At 63.2% G+C, this 20,932-nt stretch carries 21 protein-coding genes; 15 read left to right on the top strand and 6 right to left on the bottom strand.

Annotated elements, in window-relative coordinates:
* The first annotated feature begins 96 nt into the window (after window positions 1–96).
* The 3 genes from QMX89_RS06970 to QMX89_RS06960 are packed head-to-tail and all read left to right on the top strand — an operon-like array spanning window position 97 to window position 4,988.
* Window positions 97–1,545, top strand: a complete 1,449-nt coding sequence (locus tag QMX89_RS06970; RefSeq protein WP_349012168.1) for a TolC family outer membrane protein — start codon at window positions 97–99, stop codon at window positions 1,543–1,545.
* Window positions 1,542–3,719 carry a type I secretion system permease/ATPase gene (locus tag QMX89_RS06965; RefSeq protein ID WP_090359239.1) on the top strand — a complete coding sequence of 726 codons (2,178 nt, stop codon included), beginning with the start codon at window positions 1,542–1,544 and terminating at the stop codon, window positions 3,717–3,719. Before QMX89_RS06970 ends, QMX89_RS06965 begins: the two co-directional genes overlap by 4 nt.
* Before the next feature lie 18 nt (window positions 3,720–3,737).
* Window positions 3,738–4,988 carry an HlyD family type I secretion periplasmic adaptor subunit gene (locus QMX89_RS06960; RefSeq protein WP_056843561.1) on the top strand — a complete coding sequence of 417 codons (1,251 nt, stop codon included), beginning with the start codon at window positions 3,738–3,740 and terminating at the stop codon, window positions 4,986–4,988.
* Here the strand turns inward: QMX89_RS06960 and QMX89_RS06955 are convergent.
* Window positions 4,985–5,425 (bottom strand): helix-turn-helix domain-containing protein, encoded by a 441-nt coding sequence (locus QMX89_RS06955; RefSeq protein ID WP_049858823.1) that lies wholly within the window; start codon window positions 5,423–5,425, stop codon window positions 4,985–4,987. The genes QMX89_RS06960 and QMX89_RS06955 overlap by 4 nt on opposite strands.
* A gap of 108 nt (window positions 5,426–5,533) precedes the next feature.
* Window positions 5,534–6,259, bottom strand: coding sequence for a winged helix-turn-helix domain-containing protein (locus tag QMX89_RS06950; RefSeq protein WP_282347585.1), 726 nt, complete (start codon window positions 6,257–6,259; stop codon window positions 5,534–5,536).
* A gap of 310 nt (window positions 6,260–6,569) precedes the next feature.
* On the opposite strand from QMX89_RS06950, the gene QMX89_RS06945 reads away from it, so the two are divergent.
* The gene (locus tag QMX89_RS06945; protein WP_177327936.1) at window positions 6,570–7,811 is read left to right on the top strand and encodes a glutamine synthetase family protein; all 1,242 of its coding nucleotides are present in this window, start codon (window positions 6,570–6,572) and stop codon (window positions 7,809–7,811) included.
* A gap of 115 nt (window positions 7,812–7,926) precedes the next feature.
* On the top strand, window positions 7,927–9,219 hold the full coding sequence (locus tag QMX89_RS06940; protein WP_082223528.1) for an MFS transporter: 1,293 nt from the start codon (window positions 7,927–7,929) through the stop codon (window positions 9,217–9,219).
* A 36-nt stretch (window positions 9,220–9,255) separates the two neighbouring features.
* Here QMX89_RS06940 and QMX89_RS06935 read toward each other — a convergent pair whose 3' ends face one another.
* The 4 genes from QMX89_RS06935 to flgA all read right to left on the bottom strand — a co-directional run bounded on the left by QMX89_RS06935 (window position 9,256) and on the right by flgA (window position 12,035).
* Window positions 9,256–10,002 (bottom strand): flagellar brake protein, encoded by a 747-nt coding sequence (locus tag QMX89_RS06935; RefSeq protein ID WP_049858976.1) that lies wholly within the window; start codon window positions 10,000–10,002, stop codon window positions 9,256–9,258.
* Between the two features lie 308 nt (window positions 10,003–10,310).
* Entirely contained in the window at window positions 10,311–10,778 is a 468-nt protein-coding gene (locus QMX89_RS06930; RefSeq protein WP_056843558.1) for a flagellar protein FlgN, read from the bottom strand.
* A 49-nt stretch (window positions 10,779–10,827) separates the two neighbouring features.
* A complete protein-coding gene (flgM, locus tag QMX89_RS06925; protein ID WP_049858819.1) occupies window positions 10,828–11,133 on the bottom strand; it encodes a flagellar biosynthesis anti-sigma factor FlgM in 306 nt (101 codons plus the stop codon).
* Window positions 11,134–11,282: 149 nt separating this feature from the next.
* The gene (flgA, locus tag QMX89_RS06920) at window positions 11,283–12,035 is read right to left on the bottom strand and encodes a flagellar basal body P-ring formation chaperone FlgA (RefSeq protein WP_056843556.1); all 753 of its coding nucleotides are present in this window, start codon (window positions 12,033–12,035) and stop codon (window positions 11,283–11,285) included.
* A 58-nt stretch (window positions 12,036–12,093) separates the two neighbouring features.
* On the opposite strand from flgA, the gene QMX89_RS06915 reads away from it, so the two are divergent.
* The 10 genes from QMX89_RS06915 to QMX89_RS06870 all read left to right on the top strand — a co-directional run bounded on the left by QMX89_RS06915 (window position 12,094) and on the right by QMX89_RS06870 (window position 20,925).
* On the top strand, window positions 12,094–13,020 hold the full coding sequence (locus QMX89_RS06915; RefSeq protein WP_049858817.1) for a chemotaxis protein CheV: 927 nt from the start codon (window positions 12,094–12,096) through the stop codon (window positions 13,018–13,020).
* Window positions 13,021–13,068: 48 nt separating this feature from the next.
* A complete protein-coding gene (gene cheR / locus QMX89_RS06910; RefSeq protein ID WP_049858975.1) occupies window positions 13,069–13,896 on the top strand; it encodes a protein-glutamate O-methyltransferase CheR in 828 nt (275 codons plus the stop codon).
* Window positions 13,897–14,121: 225 nt separating this feature from the next.
* Entirely contained in the window at window positions 14,122–14,529 is a 408-nt protein-coding gene (gene flgB, locus QMX89_RS06905; protein WP_049858816.1) for a flagellar basal body rod protein FlgB, read from the top strand.
* Window positions 14,530–14,532: 3 nt separating this feature from the next.
* A complete protein-coding gene (gene flgC, locus QMX89_RS06900) occupies window positions 14,533–14,976 on the top strand; it encodes a flagellar basal body rod protein FlgC (protein ID WP_049858815.1) in 444 nt (147 codons plus the stop codon).
* Between the two features lie 15 nt (window positions 14,977–14,991).
* Entirely contained in the window at window positions 14,992–15,693 is a 702-nt protein-coding gene (flgD, locus tag QMX89_RS06895; RefSeq protein WP_282347583.1) for a flagellar hook assembly protein FlgD, read from the top strand.
* A 28-nt stretch (window positions 15,694–15,721) separates the two neighbouring features.
* Window positions 15,722–17,032 (top strand): flagellar hook protein FlgE, encoded by a 1,311-nt coding sequence (flgE, locus tag QMX89_RS06890; RefSeq protein WP_282347582.1) that lies wholly within the window; start codon window positions 15,722–15,724, stop codon window positions 17,030–17,032.
* A 432-nt stretch (window positions 17,033–17,464) separates the two neighbouring features.
* Window positions 17,465–18,202 carry a flagellar basal body rod protein FlgF gene (locus QMX89_RS06885; RefSeq protein WP_049858812.1) on the top strand — a complete coding sequence of 246 codons (738 nt, stop codon included), beginning with the start codon at window positions 17,465–17,467 and terminating at the stop codon, window positions 18,200–18,202.
* A 49-nt stretch (window positions 18,203–18,251) separates the two neighbouring features.
* On the top strand, window positions 18,252–19,037 hold the full coding sequence (gene flgG, locus QMX89_RS06880) for a flagellar basal-body rod protein FlgG (protein WP_049858811.1): 786 nt from the start codon (window positions 18,252–18,254) through the stop codon (window positions 19,035–19,037).
* A gap of 70 nt (window positions 19,038–19,107) precedes the next feature.
* Window positions 19,108–19,803: a flagellar basal body L-ring protein FlgH gene (gene flgH / locus QMX89_RS06875; protein ID WP_049858810.1), complete on the top strand. Its 696-nt coding sequence runs from the start codon at window positions 19,108–19,110 to the stop codon at window positions 19,801–19,803.
* A gap of 12 nt (window positions 19,804–19,815) precedes the next feature.
* A complete protein-coding gene (locus tag QMX89_RS06870; RefSeq protein ID WP_282347578.1) occupies window positions 19,816–20,925 on the top strand; it encodes a flagellar basal body P-ring protein FlgI in 1,110 nt (369 codons plus the stop codon).
* The last annotated feature ends 7 nt before the right edge of the window (window positions 20,926–20,932 follow it).

The raw sequence follows: 20,932 nt of genomic DNA, 5'->3' as shown, positions 1-20,932 counted from the left end.
TCGCACGTCGCCTGTCTCGGGCGTGTCATGGACAACAGGAAGTGGAGGATTGGCTTGAAGTGGACCTTTTTGGCAGCACAGTTTTCGGTGGCCGTTCTGGCCTTGAGTAGCACAACGCTGTACACCCTGTCGGCACAGGCCGCAGACACCGTCGAACCCGAACTGCGGGTCATCAGCCCCAGCCGTCTGGAAACCCGCCCCGACTCGCGCATCGGGCTTCATCCACGCCCCACCGCCCGGCCCGCAGCCGTGCCTGGTCCTGCTCAGCGCGATGACACCGACCTGGCTGCGCCGATAGCCGGCAGCCAGCTGGGCCTGGCCCAGGCGGTTCGCCTGGCGGTGGAATGGCATCCGAGCATCGCTGAAGCGATCGGCACCCTCTACCAGCAGGGCGAGGGCATCAACGTCGCGCGCGCCGGTTATTACCCGCGCATCACCGGCGGCCTGCGCGGTGGCCTCGACAGCTCCTACGGCGGTAACGGCACCAGTCAGGCGGTGAACATTTCGCTCAAGCAGATGCTGTATGACTTCGGCAAGGTCGACAGCGCCGTCGATGTGGCCAAGGCGCGGGTCGCCCGCAGCCAGGCGCAGGTGCTGCTGAGCATCGATCAAGTGGCGCGCGACACCTCCCAGGCCTACATCGAGGTGCAGCGCTACAAGCGCCTGCTCGAGATCGCCCGAGAGCAGATCAAGGGCATCGCCGGCATCGCCGAGCTTGCCCGTCAGCGCAGCGACATGGGCGCCGCGACCCGTTCCGACGTGGTCCAGGCCAAGTCGCGCGAAGACGGCGCGCGGGCCACGCTGTTGCAGTATCAGGCGCTGTACAACCGCTGGCGGGCCAACCTGATCAACCTGGTCGGGCGCGCCGCGCCGTTCGACGTCAACGACGACTTTCCGTCCTCACTGCTGGCCTCCTGCAGCACCGCCGGGCCGGACATGAACGCCTTGCCGGGGATTCTGGTGGCCAACGCGCAACGGGTCGAAGCCCAGGCGGCCATCCGCCAGGCCCGCGCCGACGGACTGCCGACCCTGTCGGTCGACCCCACGCTTAACCATTATCTGGACAGCAATTACAACAGCAACAATTCCAACATCGACCGGACCCAGGCCGGCATCTTCATCAACCTCGACGTACCGTTCTACCAGGGCGGCGCCACCACCGCCCGCACCGCAGCGGCCACCTACGCCCTGACCGCCGCCGATTCGGCCGAAGACGCCGCAAGGCTGCAGGCGCGCCAGGGGCTGTTCGAAGCCCAGGCGCAGACCGCCAGCCTGGACCGTCGACTCGGTTCGCTGCAGTACCGCCAGACCAGCATCGTCGAAGCCCGCGAGTTGTATGGCCAGCAGTACCTGGAATTGGGCACGCGGCCGCTGCTGGACCTGCTCAACGCCGAGCAGGAAATCCACCAATCACGTTTCGACCTGGCCAATACCGAGGCCGACCTGCGCCGCCTGCAGGTGGACTGCCTGTACAGCACCGGCGCCCTGCGCAGTGCCTATCGGATCGATCGGAGCACCATCCAAGGCGTGGAGATCCTGCCATGAACGATGCCGTGAACCTGCCGCTGGACCCGGAAACGGCGCAACCCCACGAAACCTTTTCGCGCCAGGACTACCAGGTCTGGCTCGACGCGATTCTGGGGGTGGCGCGCCACTACCGCCTGGAATGCTCGGCCGAAAACGTGCGCATCGCGTCGATGCGCGCCGACGATTCGAGCGTCGAGGACGTGCTGCGGCAGATGGCCCGTCAGGCTGGGCTGACCATCAAGTTCGCCCACTACGACCCCACCACCCTGACCCAATGGCGCACGCCATTGGTGGTGCAGCTCAAGGACGGTCAGGTGGGCATCATCCAGGTGCTCGGCGACGACGAGCAGATCGGCATCGCCTACAGCGGCGACCTAGGACTGCAGAGCAGCATCGACCGCCAGACCCTGCTGGACAACGCCCTGCGTACGGTGATCCTGCGTCCGGCCCGACCGGTCAGCGACGTGCGCACCAATGACTACATCAAGCCCTACGACGAGCACTGGTTCCGCAAGATCGTCCTGCGCGACCTGCGGCCCTACGGTCACGTCATGCTGGCCTCGCTGGTGGCCAACGTGCTCGGGCTGGGCGGGGTGCTGTTCTCCATGCAGGTGTACGACCGGGTCATCCCGGCCGAATCCCTGCCCACGCTGTACGTGCTGTTCGGCGGTGTGCTGCTGGCGATCGTCTTCGATTTCATCATGCGCATCATGCGCATGAAGATCACCGACCTGCTGGGCAAGCGCGCCGACCTGCGGGTCAGCGACCTGGTGTTCGGTCACGCCCTGCGCCTGCGCAACTCGGCACGGCCCAAGTCGACCGGCTCGTTCATCTCGCAGTTGCGCGAGCTGGAATCGCTGCGCGACCTGATCACCTCCAGCACCGCCACGGCGCTGGCCGACCTGCCGTTCTTCCTGATCTTCCTGGTGGTGTTCTACCTGATCGGTGGGCCGCTGGTGCTGATTCCCTTGTGCGCGCTCGTTGCCATGGTGGTGCCGGGGCTCTTGGCCCAACGCAAGCTGGCGCGTCTGGCCAACGAGTCCATGCGCGAGTCGGCCCTGCGCAACGCCATGCTGGTGGAAACCGTGCAGGGCATGGACGACATCAAGAGCCTGCAGGCCGAACAGCGCTTCCAGCAGCAGTGGAACCACTACAACGCCGTGGCAGCGGACAGCAGCCTGCGCCTGCGCACCTTGACCAACGGCCTGGTGGCCTGGACACAGAATGTGCAGAGCGCGGTGTTCGCCATCGTCATCGTGTTCGGCGCCCCCATGGTGATCGCCGGTGACCTCACCACCGGCAGCCTGGTGGCGGCCTCGATCCTGGCCTCGCGGATGATGGCGCCGGTGTCGCAACTGACCCACGTGCTGACGCGCTGGCAACAGGCCAAAGTGGCCCTGGAAGGGCTCAACCGTCTGATGCTGCTGCCTGTCGATCACCCCGAAGGCGCCCAGCGCGTGCACCTGCCGGTGATCGGCGGGCGCTACGCGCTCAAGCGTGCCAGCTTCAAATACAGTGAGGAATCGCGCACCCCGGCGCTGACCGTCAACGACCTGACCATCGCGCCCGGCGAACGCATCGCCGTCCTCGGCCGCAACGGGGCAGGCAAGTCGACCCTGCTCCAGGCATTGGCCGGTGGCCTGGACCTGAGCGGCGGCAGTATCACGCTCGACGGTGTGGCCCTGGGACACATAGACCCGGCCGACGTGCGTCGTGACATCGGCCTGCTCACGCAGAATTCACGGCTGTTCCACGGCAGCCTGCGCGAGAACCTGATCATGGGCGCCGGGCAGGCCTCGGATCAGGAAATCATTGCGGCGCTGGAGATCACTGGCGCGCTGGATTTCGTCCGCCAGTGTCCGACCGGCATGGATCACTTGATCCTGGAAGGTGGCCTCGGCCTGTCGGGTGGCCAGCGCCAGTCGCTGCTGCTGTCGCGCCTGTTGATCCGTCAGCCGCACATCCTGCTGCTCGACGAACCCACCGCGTCCCTGGACGAGACCACCGAGCGCCGGCTGATCCACAACCTGGCCACCTGGGGGCAGGGGCGCACGATCATCGTCGCCACCCACCGCACCAGCGTGCTGGCGCTGGTCGACCGGATCATCGTGGTCGACAATGGCCAGGTGGTCATCGACGACACCAAGGAAAACGCCATCGCCACGCTGTCGCGTCCCAAGGGCGCGGCTTAATCAAGGAGGGCAGGGCAAATGGACACAGGCAAGGGTTTCAAGGTGCTGGGCTCCGGTGAATTCAAGCGCATTCCGCTGCTCAGCGAAGACGGTGCGCCCGGCCAGTCGTATTATCAGGACGGTGTCGACGACTCCACCGTGGTGCGCGCGACCCGCGTGGTGTGGGTATCGGTCGCCATGCTCCTGGCGTTCTTCGTCTGGGCCTTCTTTTTCGAAGTGGTGGAAGTCTCCACCGGCACCGGCAAGGTGATTCCTAGCTCGCGGGAGCAGGTGATCCAGTCGCTCGAAGGCGGGATCATCGCCGAGATGAATGTGACCGAAGGGGCGATCGTGGAGCGCGGGCAAGTGCTGGCCCAGTTGGATCCGACCAAGACCGAATCCAACTTCGGCGAAAGCGCGGCCAAATACCGGGCCACGTTGGCCAGCGTCGCCCGGCTGCAGGCCGAGGTCGGGCTCAAGCCGCTGAAATTTCCCCCCGAGCTCGATGCCTACCCGGCACTGCTCAAGGCTGAAACCGAGCTGTACAACGCCCGCCGTCGTGGCCTGGACGATTCCCTGACCGGCATCAACGAGTCGCTGCGTCTGGTGCGCAGCGAGTTGCAGATCACCGATAACCTGGCCAGGACCGGGGCGGCCAGCCGCGTGGAAGTCCTGCGCCTGAATCGGCAGCGGTCGGAACTCGAACTCAAGCTCACCGAGGCGCGCTCCGATTACATGGTGCGTGCCCGCGAGGAACTGGCCAAGGCCAACGCCGACGTCGAAACCCTCACCGCCGTGCTCAAGGGCCGCTCCGATTCAGTCTCGCGCCTGACCCTGCGTTCGCCGGTACGGGGCATCGTCAAGGATATCGAGGTCACCACCATCGGTGGCGTGGTACCGCCCAACGGCCAACTCATGCAAATCGTGCCGCTGGACGAGCGTCTGCTGATCGAGGCGCGCATCTCGCCTCGCGACATCGCCTTCATCCATCCCGACCAGCAGGCCAAGGTGAAGATCACCGCCTACGACTATTCGATCTACGGCGGGCTTGACGGCAAGGTCGTCACCATCTCGCCCGACACCCTTCAGGATGAGGTCAAACCGGAAGTGTTCTATTACCGCGTGTTCATCCGCACCGATTCCGACTCGCTGGAAAACAAGGCCGGCAAGACCTTCGCCATCGTCCCCGGGATGATCGCCACGGTGGACATCACCACGGGGCACAAGACGGTATTGGATTACCTGATCAAGCCACTGAACCGGGCCAAGGAAGCCCTGCGCGAACGCTAGCAGCAGCAGGGGGGCTTGCCAGCCAGGCCCGTCGGCGATTTCCAGCTCGGGCAATAGGCAGCACGCACCACCTGGGCCAGGCAGTAGCCACGGTTGCGTACCGAGCGGATCAGGCGTTCACCACCGCTGCATTGGCCAAACTTGCTTTGCAGGCGGCTCAGGGACATTTCCAGGCCGTTGTAGTGGCTGGGGTCCTTGCCCAGTCCGGCAATCAGCGCTTCCTTGCTGATGACCCGCTCGCTGCTGAAGGCGAGCAGGCTCAGCAGCCAACATTCGGTACGTGTCAGACCCACGGTGATACCGTTCTGGGTCAGGGTGCAGTCGACGTCATTGAACCACCAGAAACCACGCGCCAGCTGCGCTTCGTCGGTTGTCTGGTGGGCTGTATAGAGCTGATTGTTGATGGATGAAAATTTGTCGCCAAGATCCGTAGGCATGAGGTCGTTCCTTCAAAACGTAGAGCTGGATACAGTTGTCGTATCACTCCAAGCCTAGTACGCCGTGAAAAAACCGCCAATGCCCATCGGTCTGGTGAAAACCGCCTTTCAGTGGAAAGCGCTGGGCGGCGGCGAAATGCACCCACGGTTCAGGCGGTAGCCGCTGCCGCGCACACTCTGGATCACATTGGTGCCGAAGACTTGGCGGATGCTGCTACGCAGGCGACTGACGAATTTCTCCACCACACGCATGTCGTAGGTCCGCAGATTCAGCCCCAGCAGTTGCGCCAGATCGTCGAAGCTCAGTTGGTGATGCGGCGCGTACAGCAGCGCCAATATGACCTGAACCTGCGCAAAGGTCAGGTCCAGCCGCCGGGTTTCATCCTCCAGACACAGACGCGCGGGGTCCACCACCGGCGGCGTCAGGTTCCAGTAGTCCGGGTTCTGGAACAGCTCTACGTAAAACGTCTCGCGCGCAGGCTCAGTGCTTGGCAGTCGCAAGACATGGTCGGCTCCGGCCTGCTGATAGTCCTGGCGAATGGCCGCATCGGCGCCCGTCAAGGCCACCAGTATCGAAGCCCAGCTGTTGCCGCGGCGGATATTGTCGACCCAGCGCACGCCTTTCTGGCGTTCACCACGGCCAGGCTCGACGAGAATGGCCTTGTGCCGGCTTTTTTCGTAGTCGTACGCCGGCTGCAATTCCGGCTGCAGGCCCTCGACGGGTAGAGAAAGATCTTGAAGGTAGCGTTCGAGCGAGTCGGTCCGTGAAGTATCGCTGCAGAGCATGAGAAGGCGTGGTTCGAGCGGGTGAAACAGTGCAGCAAAAACATCCATGTGTATCATTCCTGATGTCCGCCGAGCCGGCGAACAAGGCGCAGCATCGAGCTGCTTTTATCCAAGCCGTTACACTGTGTACTGGCGCTACGCTATCGGCAAGCGACTTTGGTCGTAGCTCTGCTTGCCGATGGCTTGCCACGCGCCTGCTGCGTTGCGTATTTTGTGCCCATCGCCGCGTGCGGCATTCAACGTCAAGGACAGAGACATGAGTATCGAAGGACCGCGTACGGTCGCCGAGCACCTGCGCGGTGTCGATGAAGTCGAGTGCGTCACACCTGACCTCAACGGCGTGCCGCGCGGCAAGGTGATGACTGCCGAGGGTTTTCAGGAGGGGCGGCGGCTGCAACTGGCCAGCGGCGTGTTGCTGCAGTGCATCATGGGCGGCTATCCGCCCAGCCGCTACTACGGTGCCGATGACGGCGACGTCGCGCTGGTGCCCGACCTGACTCGGCTGCACCGCCTGCCGTGGAGCGAGCCGCCCCGCGCCTGGGTGGTCTGCGATGCCGAGGAGCTGACCGGTGGCTTCTCCCCGCTGTCGACCCGCGGCCTGCTCAAGACAGTCCTGGCTCGCTATGGCCGTCTAGGGTTGGCGCCAGTGGTGGCCACCGAGCTTGAGTTTTTCGTGTTCGCCGCCAATCCCGACCCGTTGCTGCCGTTCCAGGCGCCGATCGGCCTGGATGGTCGACGGGAGGACGGCAGCAGCGCGTTCAGCGTCGGCTCCAACAACGGTCTGCGACCGTTCTTCACCGAGGTCTATCGCAGCATGGCGGCGATGGGCCTGCCACGCGACACGGTGATGCACGAAATGGGCGTCAGCCAGTTCGAAATCAACCTGCTCCATGGTGATCCGCTGCTGTTGGCCGACCAGACCTTTCTGTTTAAGCACCTGCTCAAGGAAGTCGGGCTCAAGCATGGGCTCAGCGTGGTGTGCATGGCCAAGCCGCTGGCGCGGGTGGCCGGAAGCTCCATGCACATACACCAGAGTGTGGTAGCGGTGGACAGCGGCCTGAACGTGTTCAGCGACGCTTGCGACCAGCCCACCGATGCCTTCCGCCACTTCATCGGTGGGCAACAGGCGGCCATGGCCGATTTCACCGCGCTGCTGGCGCCCAACGTGAATTCCTACCAGCGCCTCTGCCAGCCGTATGCGTCGCCCAACAATGCCTGCTGGTCCTACGACAATCGCGCCGCCGGGCTGCGCATCCCCGCCAGCGTGGCCAGTGCGCGGCGGGTCGAGAACCGCCTGCCAGGTGCGGACGCCAATCCCTACCTGGCGATCGCCGCCAGCCTTGCCGCCGGTCTGCACGGCATCGAACAGCGACTGGAGCCGTCCCCGCCCATGCAGGGCGACCTCGCGGTGCCCGATGAATTGTCCTTGCCATGTACCTTGCATGCCGCTCTGGAGCGTCTGAAACGAAGCCTGTTGGCCAGGGAACTGTTCGGTGATGTGTTCATCGAAGGCTACATCGCGACCAAGACCCTGGAGCTGGCGAGTTTCTTCGATGAAATCACCCCTTGGGAGCGCCGGGTACTGGCGGCCCAGGCTTGATCCTGCAACAGCTTGATGCAGGTGACGCTCCTTTCCCGCAGCGGTCCGCCGAAGTGGCGGGGGGGGGCGTCGCCCGTGACCTGATCGTTCCGATACCCTTTACCGCGGACCTGCAATGCGCCAAATCTGGAAAAACTTTCGAGCCCTGTATTTCGCTTCACTGATGATGCTGATCGGCTCTGGTCTATTGAGTACCTACCTGGCCCTGCGCCTGTCGGCCGAGCAGGTCGACAGCCTGTGGGTCGGTGCCCTGATGGCAGCCAACTATTTCGGTCTGGCTCTGGGCGGCAAGATTGGCCACAGGCTGATCGCCCGCGTGGGGCACATACGCGCCTACGCCACCTGCGCCGGTATCGTCGGCGCGGCCGTGCTGGGCCATGGCCTGGTGAATTACCTGCCAGCCTGGCTGTTCCTGCGGGTCATCGTTGGCCTGGGCATGATGTGCCAGTACATGGTGATCGAAAGCTGGCTCAACGAGCAGGCTGACACCAAGCAGCGTGGGGCGGTGTTCAGCGGTTACATGATCGCGTCCTACCTCGGCCTGGTACTGGGTCAGCTGATCCTGGTCGTGCATCCGCAACTGGGCCTGGAACTGCTCATGCTGGTTGCCCTGTGCTTCGCCCTGTGCCTGGTACCGGTTGCGCTCACGCGACGGATTCACCCGGCGCCGATGCACCCGGCGCCCATGGAACCGCGCTTCTTCCTCAGTCGGGTACCGCAGTCGCTGAGCACCGTGCTCGGATCCGGTCTGATCGTTGGCTCGTTCTATGGCCTGGCACCGCTGTATGCCTCACAGCAGGGGTTGAGCACCGAGCAGGTGGGCTTGTTCATGGGTTCGTGCATCTTTGCCGGCCTGCTGGTTCAATGGCCACTGGGCTGGCTGTCGGACCGCTACGACCGTGCTCTGCTGATCCGATGCGTGGCCGTGGGTATCGCCATTGCTGCACTGCCTTTGGCGCTGATTCCGACCGTGCCGCTGGAAGTGCTGTTTGCCGCCGGCTTCCTGGTATCGTTGCTGCAGTTCTCGTTGTATCCATTGGCCGTGGCGTTTTCCAACGACCACGTGGAAGCCGATCGGCGCGTGTCGCTGACCGCGATGCTGTTGGTGACCTACGGGGTGGGTGCCAGTGTCGGCCCGCTGGTGGCCGGCGTGCTGATGAAGCAGTTCGGCAGCCAGATGCTGTATGCCTTCTTCTGCTTCTTCGCCGTGGTGCTGGTCTGGCGAATCCGGCCGAAGGCGGTGACCAACCTGCATGTGGTGGACGATGCGCCGCTGCATCACGTCGCCATGCCCGCGGCCAACTCGCCGCTGGCCGCGGCCCTGGACCCCCGTGTCGACGAGCATTTGGTGCAGGAGCAGATGCAGAACACCGAGCCTGCCGACGAGGAGCCGGCCAAGCCCGTGTAGGGAGCCGCAGGGCCGCGCGTGATGCGCGGCCTGGGTTCAGAAGTCGTCTCTGTCGAAGCGCTGCGCTTCACGTTGCAATTGATGCACGAAACGTTCGATCTGGCGTTGTACCAAGCCAGGAATGTTGTGGAAGCGCACACCCACGAAGGTGGTGTCGATGCGTTCCTCGAAATGCAGGTGGCGCAGCTCGACCGACGTGGTCATGGCGCCGAAGGGCAGGGCGGCCATGAAACGCTCGTAGATCTGCCCCAGTTGCAGACGCTCGCTGATGTCGCCTTCGAAGCGCAGTTTGCAACCGTGGGCCGAGATGTCCAGCAGCTTGCCGACCAGGGTGTTCTTCAGTCGGCTGCCGGCAATTTCCACATCCACCAGCTGCGAAAGCTTGAGCGCTGCACGAAAGGCGTTGCGTCGCTGGTGATAGACCACCTGGCCCGGCAGCGCGCCGACATAGCAGCGGCCGCATTCCTTCTGGGTGATGGTCCAGTTGCCATGGCTTTCCCACGCCACCCGCACACCTTCATGAAACCCTTCGACCTTGAACGGCTCGCCCGCTTCCAGGTACTTTTCGCCTTCGCGCGGGATCATTTCATCGAGCACGATGCGCAGGTTGTCTCGGTCCACTTCCACCAGAAAGCTCTGGCAGCGCAGGGGGCGGTCCTGGAAGGTGATGATCAGGGGGTCATGGCTTTCCTGAAGCAGGCGCAGGTTGGCGGCGACTTCCAGAGGCGTAGCCAGTACCTTTGGCGGTTGCGGAGCGTCTTCCAGGTTCGATGCGTTTGACACGTTCTTGTCCACTCCGGATCGCGCCGACTGCGCAGGTGCGGCATTCTGCCAGCTCGTTGAAAAGGTTTAAAGATGTCGGGCGCGCGTTGCGTTTTGCCAACACGCACCGCATCGCCCGCCGACGCGGCTCGCGCCGCTGCTACAGGGACCGCGTGTACCGCCGACGCAATGTGCGCCGTTGCCACGGGAACCGCGTGTACTGCTGGCGCGACGTGCGCCGTCGTTGCGGAGGCGTGCGGTGTGCATCGCGTGGGTGTACGCGATCCCTGTAGCAGCGACGCGAGCCGCGTCCGGGGGCGACGCGCTTGTTACGCCTGGCTGAGCGCCCGGTAGGTGGCCATCTTCGCGGTCGACCCACGGCTGTTGTAGAGCGACGGTGGCTCTGCGCCAGTGAGAATACGGATCTGGTTGGCGGTCGCCACCTGCTGGCGCGCGATACCTTGGCCAACCTGGGCATTGATCGCCTGACACTGCGCCAGCAACTGACTCAACGCATCACCCCTGGCCAGCAACGCATCGCCCAGGTGCGACTGACGCGCGAGCGCCTGCAGCCCCTCGCGATCGGCCGACAGGCCCATCTGCATCAGCAAATGGCTGCGCCGCCGCCCGTTCTGTTCCAGCAACACGATCAACGACTGCTTCTGCGCCAGAATCGTTTCCAGAAGCTCCATGTCGCGGCTTTGCAAAGCCAGCGACTCATCACGCAGCAGCTCGAGCAGTTGCCCTGCGTAAGGGAGGTCTTCTTCAATCAGCTGCAACAGCGTTTGATCGTGCATGGTGAGCCCTGGCGTTGACGCGTCCAGAAGCCCCGGCGCCTAGACTGAACTAGCGCTGGGCTTCGAAATTGAGCATTTTGCTGGCAACGCGCTCGCTGTCGACCTTGTAGCTACCCTCGGCGATGGCCTGCTTGAGCTCGGCGACGCGGGCGCTGTCGACAGTTGGCTGATCGCTCAGCTTGTCGGTGATTTTCTGCATTTGCTGGGCCTGATCGCTCAAGGTGACCGGTTCCCCGCTCTTCACGGCTGGCGTGCTTGGCACGGGCGTGTCGGCGGCCACTTCCTTGGCAGCGCCGGTACGTGGCGTACCTTGCACTGACGGCGAGTTTCCTACTCGGTTGAAGTCGATAACCATTGTTCTGAACCTCTGGGTATTTGGACGCTTGCCTTGTTTTCGGCCAAATCCCGATTAACTTTAGGCGCAATTTCGCAAATGCCCGATGCTGCGGCGGCGGGCTTGTATAGCCCCCTAGTGTAGGAAAACTCCGCTTCGCCGACCAGCGTTTACATTGCCACTTCCACCTGGCCAGGGCCGGTCACCCGTGCCTTGACCACCCGTTTGGAGTTCAGGTTGCGTACGCGGATCTGCTCGCTCATGCCACCCTGGGCCAGCGCCTCACCCGGCATGCGCACCGCCAGGGTGCCGCTACGGGCGATGATTACCACCTGGTCACCCTTGAGCACGAGTGCCTGCTGTTCAAGGAACACCGGCGTGAGCACCTGATCGACAACCGTCGGTCGGATCAGCTTCATGCCCACCGCTTCGTCCAGCGAAACCAGAAAGCCTTGCCCCATCGCCCCGACGTCCCGTTCGCGCAGCGCCACATCGGCCTCGGTCAGCACGCTGTCGCGCTTGAGCGGCCGGGTGGTAGTGACCACCTCGCGGAACAGCCGGACCTGGGCCGGAACGAATACCGTCCAAGGCGCGCCGCCTTCGCAACGCACACGTACGGTCACCCGGCCCAAGGGTTGCGCCGGACTTTCCAGGGTGGCCGACAGCTGCCGATCACAGCCCGGCATGCGCAGGCGCGGGTCAAGATTGTTCACCTCGATCTCGTAGCGACCCTGGATCTGCGAGGTCGCCAGATAATCTTCGACAGTGAACTCAAGAAAACCCTGGGTGACACCGATAAGCTGTTCGGGCAATGTGACATTGTCGGCGCGCGCCGTACTGCCGAGCACCGCGCCACCCACCGTGGCAACGGCCCAGAATAAATACGCAGCGATGTGTCGAGAAACCGTCGTTTTTGCGTTCATGCAGTGCTAATAGCAAGGCCCGTGCCGATATCGTCCGGGTCGCAAGAGGAGTTTGGGCATGGCCGGTGTTATGGATTCGGTGAACCAGCGCACGCAGCTGGTTGGACAGAATCGCCTCGAGTTGTTGTTGTTTCGCCTCAATGGCAAGCAGCTCTACGGGATCAATGTCTTCAAGGTCAGGGAGGTGCTGCAATGCCCCAAACTGACGGTATTGCCTAAGTCCAACCCGGTGGTTCGCGGCGTGGCCAACATCCGCGGGGCGACCATTCCGATCCTCGATCTGGACATGGCCACAGGCTCCGTGGGGCTTGAGGCATCCACCGACACCTTCGTCATCATCACCGAGTACAACACCAAGATTCAGGGCTTTCTGGTGCACTCGGTGGAACGCATCGTCAACATGAACTGGGAGGAGATTCATCCGCCGCCCAAGGGCACCGGCCGCGATCACTACCTGACCGCTGTCACCCGCGTGGACAACCAGTTGGTCGAGATCATCGACGTCGAGAAGATCCTCGCCGAAGTGGCGCCGACTTCCGAAGCGATCTCGGTCGGCGTGGTCGACGAAGAGACCCACAGCAAGGCCGTGTCGCTGCGCGTGTTGACCGTCGACGACTCATCGGTGGCGCGCAAGCAGGTGACCCGTTGCCTGCAGACGGTCGGCGTGGAAGTGGTAGCGCTCAACGACGGTCGGCAGGCGCTGGAGTACCTGCGCAAGCTGGTCGACGACGGCAAGCGTCCGGAAGAGGAATTCCTGATGCTGATTTCCGATATCGAGATGCCGGAAATGGACGGCTACACCTTGACCGCCGAGATTCGCAGCGACCCGCGCATGCAGAAACTGCACGTGATCCTGCATACTTCCCTGTCAGGGGTGTTCAACCAGGCCATGGTGAAGAAAGTCGGCGCCGACGATTTCCTTGCCAAGTTCCGCCCCGACGATCTGGCGGCTCGTGTCGTCGATCGCATCAAGGCAGCAGTATGAATGCCGGGCGCCAGCGCCCGGCCTACCGAACCAGCAAGAGGCGGCACCGTGTCTACGGGTAATTTGGATTTTGATCAATTCCGGGTCTTCCTGGAAAAAGCCTGTGGCATTCTCTTGGGCGAGAACAAGCAGTACCTCGTCGCCAGCCGCCTGAACAAGCTGATGGAGCAGCAGGGCATCAAGTCTCTGGGCGAGCTGGTGCAACGCATCCAGAACCAGCCGCGCAGCGGTTTGCGCGAGCAGGTGGTGGACGCCATGACCACCAACGAAACCCTGTGGTTTCGCGACACCTACCCGTTCGAAGTGATGAAGAACAAGGTCCTGCCCGAAAGCATCAAGGCCAGCCCCGGCGCGCGCCTGCGCATCTGGTCGGCGGCCTGTTCCTCGGGCCAGGAACCCTATTCGCTGTCGATGACCATCGACGAATTCGAGCGCAGCAATCTGGGCCAGTTGAAGTCGGGCGTGCAGATCGTGGCCACTGACCTGTCCGGCAGCATGCTGACCAACTGCAAGAGCGGCGAGTACGACAGCCTGGCGATCGGTCGCGGCCTTTCCCAGGAGCGCCTGCAGCGCTACTTCGATCCCAAGGGGCCGGGGCGCTGGGCCGTCAAGGCGCCGATTCGCAGTCGCGTCGAGTTTCGCGCGTTCAACCTGCTCGACAGCTACGCCGCCCTGGGCAAGTTCGATATCGTCTTCTGTCGCAACGTGCTGATCTACTTTTCCGCGCAGGTGAAGAAAGACATCCTCACCCGCATCCACGGCACCCTCAAGCCAGGTGGATACCTGTTTCTGGGCGCATCCGAAGCCTTGAACGGTCTGCCCGAGCTCTACCAGATGGTGCAGTGCAGCCCCGGCATCATCTATCAGGCCAAGTGACCCCGTACCTCGTCTGACGAGGTGCGCCACTGCAGCGCCATGCGGCAATTTTTCTGACGCCGGCGTTGCCGCTTTTCCCCTCCAGCGGAAATTTCTTGCCGCTTTTCTGGCATCCCCCCTCGGCTGACCGGCCCGCAACCCGCACAGGGCGGGCATTTCGAGACTTGGCACAGTGATTGCTATCTATCCTGCACGAACCATCTGGTCTGCCGCATAGGTACCAACATGAGCATCAGTTTCGACAAAGCGCTGGGCATTCACGAGCAGGCATTGGGGTTTCGCGCCAAGCGCGCCGAAGTGCTGGCCAACAACATCGCCAACGCCGATACCCCCAACTACAAGGCTCGTGACCTGGACTTCGCCTCGGTGCTGGCTGCCCAGAGCGAGCAGAACGGCAAAGGTGCCTTCGGCCTGCAGACCACCAACGGCAAGCACATCGCCGCCCAAGGGTTCAGCTCCGGTGACGAGGAGCTGCAGTACCGCATTTCCACTCAGCCGTCGCTGGACCAGAACACCGTCGATGCGCAGATCGAGCAATCGAACTACGCCGAGAACTCGGTGAACTTCCAGGCCAGTTTCACCCTGCTCAACAGCAAGTTCAAAGGGCTGGTATCGGCCCTTCGCGGAGAGTAAGCCATGTCCCTTGCCAGTGTCTTCAACATCGCCGGTAGCGGCATGAGTGCCCAGACCACGCGCCTGAACACCGTGGCCAGCAACATCGCCAACGCCGAAACCGTGTCGTCCAGCATCGATCAGACCTACCGTGCGCGGCACCCGGTGTTCGCGACCATGCTCCAGGGCCAGCAAAACGGCGACAGCGGTTCGCTGTTCCAGGACCAGGACTCGGCGGGGCAGGGCGTGCAGGTCACCGGCGTGGTCGAGGACCAGAGCAACCTCGAGGCGCGCTACGAGCCCAACCATCCGGCGGCGAACAAGGACGGCTACGTCTACTACCCGAACGTCAACGTGGTCGAGGAAATGGCCGACATGATCTCGGCCAGCCGTTCCTTCCAGACCAACGCTGAACTGATGAACACCGCAAAGACCATGATGCAGAAGGTCCTGACCCTGGGTCAGTGATAGAGGCGAGCGCAGATGACGACTACCAGCAGTACTACCGGCGTGAGCTCCTCGGTCCTGGACTCATTGCAGAAAACCACCAGCAGCACCAACAGCTCGACCGGCACCGCCGGCAGTGCCCTGGGCAAGGACGCGTTCCTGCAGTTGCTGGTGACCCAGATGCAGAACCAGAACCCGCTCGATCCCCAGGACAACGGCGAGTTCGTCGCCCAGCTCGCGCAGTTCAGCAGCCTGGAAAGCATGCAGAGCCTGAATTCGTCGGTGAGTACCATCGCCAACAACTACCAATCGTCCCAGGCGCTGCAGGCCTCGTCCCTGGTGGGCCGTTCGGTCATCGTGCAGACCGACAAGGCGGTGGTCGACCCCACCACAGGCCTCACCGGCTCCGTGGCGCTGACCTCGTCGAGCAGCAACACCACGGTCGGCGTGTACAACAGCAAAGGCGACCTGGTGCGCAGCATCGACCTGGGCAGCCAGTCGGCCGGCAACGCCAGCTTCACGTGGGATGGCAAAGACAGCAACGGCGCGGTCGCCGCCGCTGGCACCTACACCTTCAAGGCCGCAGCCACCGTCGACGGTACCGCCACGGCCATGAGCACCTACCTGCCTGCCACGGTGAACAGCGTCACGATGGGCACCAATGGCGGTGAACTGACCCTCAACCTCGCTGGACTGGGTGGCATCGCGCTGTCGAAAGTCCAAACCATCGGAATTTGAGCCGCTTCGTTCGGCGCAGGAGTACAGCATGACTTTCAACATCGGCTTGAGCGGTCTTTCGGCAGCCAACAAGGCGCTCAACGTGACCGGCAACAACATCGCCAACGTCGCCACCACCGGCTTCAAATCCTCGCGCGCGGAGTTCGCCGACCAGTATGCCGCGTCGATCCGCGCCACGGCCGGCAAGACCAGCGTGGGCAGTGGTGTGACCACAGCGGCCGTATCGCAGCAGTTCACCCAGGGCAACATCACCTCGACCGGACAGAGCCTGGACCTGGCCATCAACGGCAACGGTTTCTTCGTGCTCAACGATGGCGGCCAGAAGCTCTACACCCGCGCCGGTGCCTTCTACAGCGACAAGGACGGCAACGTCGTCGACGTGTCCGGCAACAACCTGCAGGGCTACAACGCAGAAGACGGCGTGGTGCAGACTGGCGTGTTGACCAACCTGAAGATCGATTCGTCCAACCTGCAGCCCAAAGCCACCACGAAGATCTCCGAAACCGTCAACCTGAACTCCAGCGCTGTGCAGCCGACCATTACGCCGTTCGATCCGAGCAACGTCAGCAGCTACAACTACACCTTCAACACCGACGTCTACGACAGCCTGGGCAACGCGCACCAGATGAATCAGTATTTCGTCAAGGACGAGGCGGCCAACAGCTGGACGATGCACACCACCATCGACGGTCGCAATCCAGCCGATTCGACGCTCACCACACCGCTGGTGAACAAACTGACCTTCAAGTCCGACGGCAGCCTCATCGTTCCCGATCAGGGCGATGTCGCCGGCGGCCTGGGCATCAACGCCGACAAGAGCTTCAACCTGGCCGACTGGGTTCCCGCCAGCAAAGGCGCCGACGGTACCTGGACGCCCAACGGCGCAACGGCCAATGCCGCTGGCGTTGCTCTGGACATGCTGAAGACCACGCAATACAACTCCGCCTCCGCCACCTCGGCCAAGACTCAGAACGGTTATGCGACCGGTGAGCTCACCGGCCTGTCGGTGGACGGCACCGGCAACCTGTTCGCCAACTTCACCAACGGCCAGAACAAGGTCATCGGTCAGGTCGCCATGGCCAGCTTCGCCAACATGCAGGGTCTGGCGCCCAACGGCGGCACCAACTGGAAGGAGTCGTTCGCGTCCGGTACCGCCGTGATCGGCACTCCGGACACCGGCGTCATGGGCAACCTGCAATCGCAATCGCTGGAAGACTCCAACGTCGACCTGACCGCTGAACTGGTGAACCTGATCAAGGCGCAGAGCAACTACCAGGCGAACGCCAAGACCATCTCCACCGAAAGCACCGTGATGCAGACCATCATTCAGATGACCTGATGAGGGCAGGGCAGTGATGCGGTGTCTGTGTGCAGCCCTGGTCATCGCGGCAACCTGTACGATGGCGGTCGCTGCGCCAGCGCCCTGGTACAAATACCAGAGCCTGGAGACCGGTCGGTACCTGTGCAGTCAGGTCGACCCCGGGCCGCATTACCGGCGCTTTGCCGGGCCCTTCGGCAACGCCGGTTGCCGTCTTTGACAGCACACCTGCCACGCTTCGCCGTGGCAGAGTGACGTAAATCCTTTCTTCCTTTGCCGCTAGCGGCAATGTCGCGCCGACTTTTCGGCGTCAAGCTTCCAGTTAGTCTCTCCAGAATCGCTGCAGGCCCCGTCCCAGAGGGGCTGCAGGTATCTGTCGAAAGTTGGCCCGCATATTGCTCTACCTCTCTCAGTACAGCAGTAGACGGCATTCGCCCGTCGATGGAGAGACCTGTGGACAAGATGCTCTACGTGGCAATGACCGGTGCCAGCCAGAACGCGCTGGCGCAGAAGGCCCATGCCAACAACCTGGCCAACATTTCGACCACTGGCTTCAAGCGTGACCTGGAACAGGCGCGTTCCATGCCGGTGTTCGGCGACACCTTTCCTTCGCGGGCCTATGCGCTTACCGAACGCCCGGCGACCGATTTCAGCGGCGGTGCCTTGCAGGAAACCGGCCGAGACCTGGACGTGGCAGTGGGCGGCAACGGTTTCATCGCCGTGCAGACACCCGACGGCGGCGAAGCCTATGTGCGTACCGCCAGCATGAACGTCGATGCGCTCGGTGTACTGCGCGCCGGCAACGGTTTGCCGGTCATGGGCAACGGCGGTCCGATCGCCGTTCCGCCGGACGAGAAAATCGAGATCGGCATGGACGGCACCATCAGCATTCGCGGTCTGGGACAGGCACCCAACGTCATGGCCCAGGTCGACCGCATCAAGCTGGTCAATCCCGATGTGAAAACCCTGACCAAGGGGCTGGACGGCCTGATCCACACCACCAGCGGCCAGCCGGCGCCTGCCGATGCCGCCGTGCGGGTCGAGTCCGGTTTCCTGGAGGCGAGCAACGTCAACGCGGTCGAGGAGATGACCTCGGTGCTGGCGCTCTCCAAGCAGTTCGAGCTGCACATCAAGATGATGAGCACCGCCAAAGAAGGCGACGAGGCCATGGCCCGGGTCTTGCAAATCTAATTCCAGCGTAGCGATCGCGCCGTAAACCAGGCGCTCCAGGAGATGACACATGCTTCCAGCACTTTGGGTCAGCAAGACCGGCCTCCAGGCCCAGGACACCAACCTGACCACGATTTCCAACAACCTGGCGAACGTATCGACCACCGGCTTCAAGCGTGATCGCGCCGAATTCCAGGACCTGCTCTATCAGATCAAGCGTCAGCCCGGCGCCCAGTCGACCCAGGACAGCGAATTGCCGTCGGGTCTGCAGGTCGGTACCGGTGTGCGCATCGTCGGCACCCAGAAGAACTTCACCGCCGGCAGCCTGCAGACCACCGAGCAGCCGCTGGACATGGCCATCAACGGTCGCGGTTTCTTCCAGGTGATGCAGCCTGACGGTACCGTTTCGTACACCCGCGACGGCACGTTCCACCTGAACTCCGACGGCCAGATCGTCACCGCTCAGGGCCTGGCCCTGGAACCGGCCATCGTCGTCCCCAACGACGCACAGACCTTCACCGTGGGCACCGACGGCACCGTCTCCATCACCACCGCCGGCAACCCTGCTTCGCAGGTGATCGGCAACCTGCAGACCGCCGACTTCATCAACCCGGCAGGCCTGCAGGCCATCGGTGGCAACCTGTTCCTGGAAACCGCCTCCAGCGGCGCGCCGCAGGTAGCGACCCCCGGTCTGAACGGTGCGGGCACCGTGCTGCAGAACACCCTGGAGAACTCCAACGTGAGCACCGTGGAAGAACTGGTCAACATGATCACCACCCAGCGTGCCTACGAGATGAACTCCAAGGTGATCTCCACTGCCGACCAGATGCTGCAGAACCTGACCCAGAACCTGTAACCCTGGGCTATCCGTAACCCCCAAGCTACCTGGGCGCCGTGTGCGCCGGCTACACCGTGAGGTCTGTGTCATGCGTCGTGTCTCGATTGTTCTTGCCCTGAGTGGAATGGCCCTGCTGACCGGATGCGTCGCGCCACCGGCCAAGCCCAACGACCCATACTACGCCCCGGTGCTGCCGCGCACGCCGATGCCTGCTGCCGCCAACAACGGCTCGATCTACCAGGCCGGCTTCGAGCAGAACCTGTACAGCGACCGCAAGGCGTTCCGCGTCGGCGACATCATCACCATCACCCTCAACGAGCGGACGAGCGCCAGCAAGAGTGCCAATTCCAAGGTCGGCAAGGACAGCAGCAACAGCCTGGGCCTGACCTCGCTGTTCGGCGCCGGTGTGAACACCAACAACCCGCTGGGCAGTGGTGATCTGAGCCTCAACGCGGGCTACAGCGGCACGCGCGCCACCAACGGCACCGCCGCGGCGGCGCAGAACAACAGCCTGACCGGCTCGGTCACGGTGACGGTGGCCGACGTGCTGCCCAACGGCATCATCTCGGTCCGCGGAGAAAAGTGGATGACGCTCAACACCGGCGAAGAGCTGGTGCGCATTGCAGGGCTGGTCCGGGCCGATGACATCGCTACCGACAACACCGTGTCCTCAACCCGCGTGGCCGATGCGCGCATCACCTATTCGGGCACCGGTTCCTTCGCCGAAGCCAGTCAGCCGGGTTGGTTCGACCGGTTCTTCGCCAGCCCCCTGTTTCCTTTCTGAGTGCGTCCGTCCATGCTCAACTTCAAACACCTGATCGCCGCTGCACTGCTGATGTCCGCCGCGTTCGGCGTTCAGGCCGAGCGTCTCAAGGACATCGCCAGCATTTCCGGCGTGCGGACCAACCAGCTGATCGGCTACGGCCTGGTCGTGGGCCTCAACGGCACCGGCGACCAGACCACCCAGACCCCGTTCACCCTGCAGACTTTCAACAACATGCTGTCGCAGTTCGGCATCAAGGTGCCGCCAGGCTCGGGCAACGTGCAGCTCAAGAACGTCGCTGCGGTATCGATCCACGCTGATCTGCCCGCATTCGCCAAGCCGGGGCAGCTGATCGACATCACCGTGTCGTCCATCGGCAACTCGAAGAGCCTGCGCGGCGGCAGCCTGTTGATGACCCCGCTCAAGGGTATCGACGGCAACGTCTACGCCATTGCCCAAGGCAACCTGGTCGTCGGTGGTTTTGACGCCGAAGGCCGCGACGGGTCGAAAATCACCGTCAACGTGCCGTCGGCAGGACGGATTCCTGGCGGTGCCAGCGTCGAGCGCTCCGTGCCCAGTGGCTTCAACCAGGGCAACAGCCTGACGCTGAACCTCAACCGGCCTGACTTCACCACGGCCAAGCACATCGTCGACAAGGTCAACGAGCTACTTGGCCCGGGAGTTGCACAAGCTGTCGATGGGGGCTCGGTACGCGTCACTGCACCGGTCGACCCCAGCCAGCGTGTGGACTACCTGTCGATTCTCGAGAACCTCGACGTCGACGTGGGCCAAGCGGTGGCCAAGGTGATCATCAATTCGCGCACCGGCACCATCGTGATTGGCCAGAACGTCAAGGTATCGCCTGCGGCAGTGACCCACGGCAGCCTGACGGTGACCATCACCGAAGATCCGATCGTCAGCCAGCCCGGGCCTCTGTCCGGCGGCCAGACGGCGGTGGTGCCACGTTCGCGGGTCAGCGCCCAGCAGGAAGCCAAACCGATGTTCAAGTTTGGCCCTGGCACCACGCTCGACGAGATCGTCCGCGCGGTCAACCAGGTAGGCGCGGCGCCCGGTGACTTGATGGCCATTCTCGAAGCCCTGAAACAGGCCGGCGCCTTGCAGGCCGACCTGATCGTGATTTGAGGTAGCA

The sequence above is a fragment of the Pseudomonas sp. PS01301 genome, assembly GCF_029960215.1.
Lineage (GTDB): Bacteria > Pseudomonadota > Gammaproteobacteria > Pseudomonadales > Pseudomonadaceae > Aquipseudomonas > Aquipseudomonas coleopterorum.
The sequence above is the reverse complement of the archived record's forward strand: the minus strand, read 5'-3'. Positions and strand labels throughout refer to the sequence as shown.

Excerpts from the sequence above, each read along its gene's own strand:
- QMX89_RS06940 (WP_082223528.1), top strand. The coding sequence starts at position 7,927 with ATGCGCCAAATCTGGAAAAACTTTCGAGCCCTGTATTTCGCTTCACTG.
- QMX89_RS06950 (WP_282347585.1), bottom strand. The coding sequence starts at position 6,259 with ATGGATGTTTTTGCTGCACTGTTTCACCCGCTCGAACCACGCCTTCTC.
- flgM (WP_049858819.1), bottom strand. The coding sequence starts at position 11,133 with ATGGTTATCGACTTCAACCGAGTAGGAAACTCGCCGTCAGTGCAAGGT.
- QMX89_RS06870 (WP_282347578.1), top strand. The coding sequence starts at position 19,816 with ATGCTCAACTTCAAACACCTGATCGCCGCTGCACTGCTGATGTCCGCC.
- QMX89_RS06965 (WP_090359239.1), top strand. The coding sequence starts at position 1,542 with ATGAACGATGCCGTGAACCTGCCGCTGGACCCGGAAACGGCGCAACCC.
- QMX89_RS06915 (WP_049858817.1), top strand. The coding sequence starts at position 12,094 with ATGGCCGGTGTTATGGATTCGGTGAACCAGCGCACGCAGCTGGTTGGA.
- flgA (WP_056843556.1), bottom strand. The coding sequence starts at position 12,035 with ATGAACGCAAAAACGACGGTTTCTCGACACATCGCTGCGTATTTATTC.
- QMX89_RS06945 (WP_177327936.1), top strand. The coding sequence starts at position 6,570 with ATGACTGCCGAGGGTTTTCAGGAGGGGCGGCGGCTGCAACTGGCCAGC.
- flgB (WP_049858816.1), top strand. The coding sequence starts at position 14,122 with ATGAGCATCAGTTTCGACAAAGCGCTGGGCATTCACGAGCAGGCATTG.
- flgH (WP_049858810.1), top strand. The coding sequence starts at position 19,108 with ATGCGTCGTGTCTCGATTGTTCTTGCCCTGAGTGGAATGGCCCTGCTG.
- QMX89_RS06930 (WP_056843558.1), bottom strand. The coding sequence starts at position 10,778 with ATGCACGATCAAACGCTGTTGCAGCTGATTGAAGAAGACCTCCCTTAC.
- flgD (WP_282347583.1), top strand. The coding sequence starts at position 14,992 with ATGACGACTACCAGCAGTACTACCGGCGTGAGCTCCTCGGTCCTGGAC.
- flgC (WP_049858815.1), top strand. The coding sequence starts at position 14,533 with ATGTCCCTTGCCAGTGTCTTCAACATCGCCGGTAGCGGCATGAGTGCC.
- flgG (WP_049858811.1), top strand. The coding sequence starts at position 18,252 with ATGCTTCCAGCACTTTGGGTCAGCAAGACCGGCCTCCAGGCCCAGGAC.
- QMX89_RS06955 (WP_049858823.1), bottom strand. The coding sequence starts at position 5,425 with ATGCCTACGGATCTTGGCGACAAATTTTCATCCATCAACAATCAGCTC.
- flgE (WP_282347582.1), top strand. The coding sequence starts at position 15,722 with ATGACTTTCAACATCGGCTTGAGCGGTCTTTCGGCAGCCAACAAGGCG.
- QMX89_RS06960 (WP_056843561.1), top strand. The coding sequence starts at position 3,738 with ATGGACACAGGCAAGGGTTTCAAGGTGCTGGGCTCCGGTGAATTCAAG.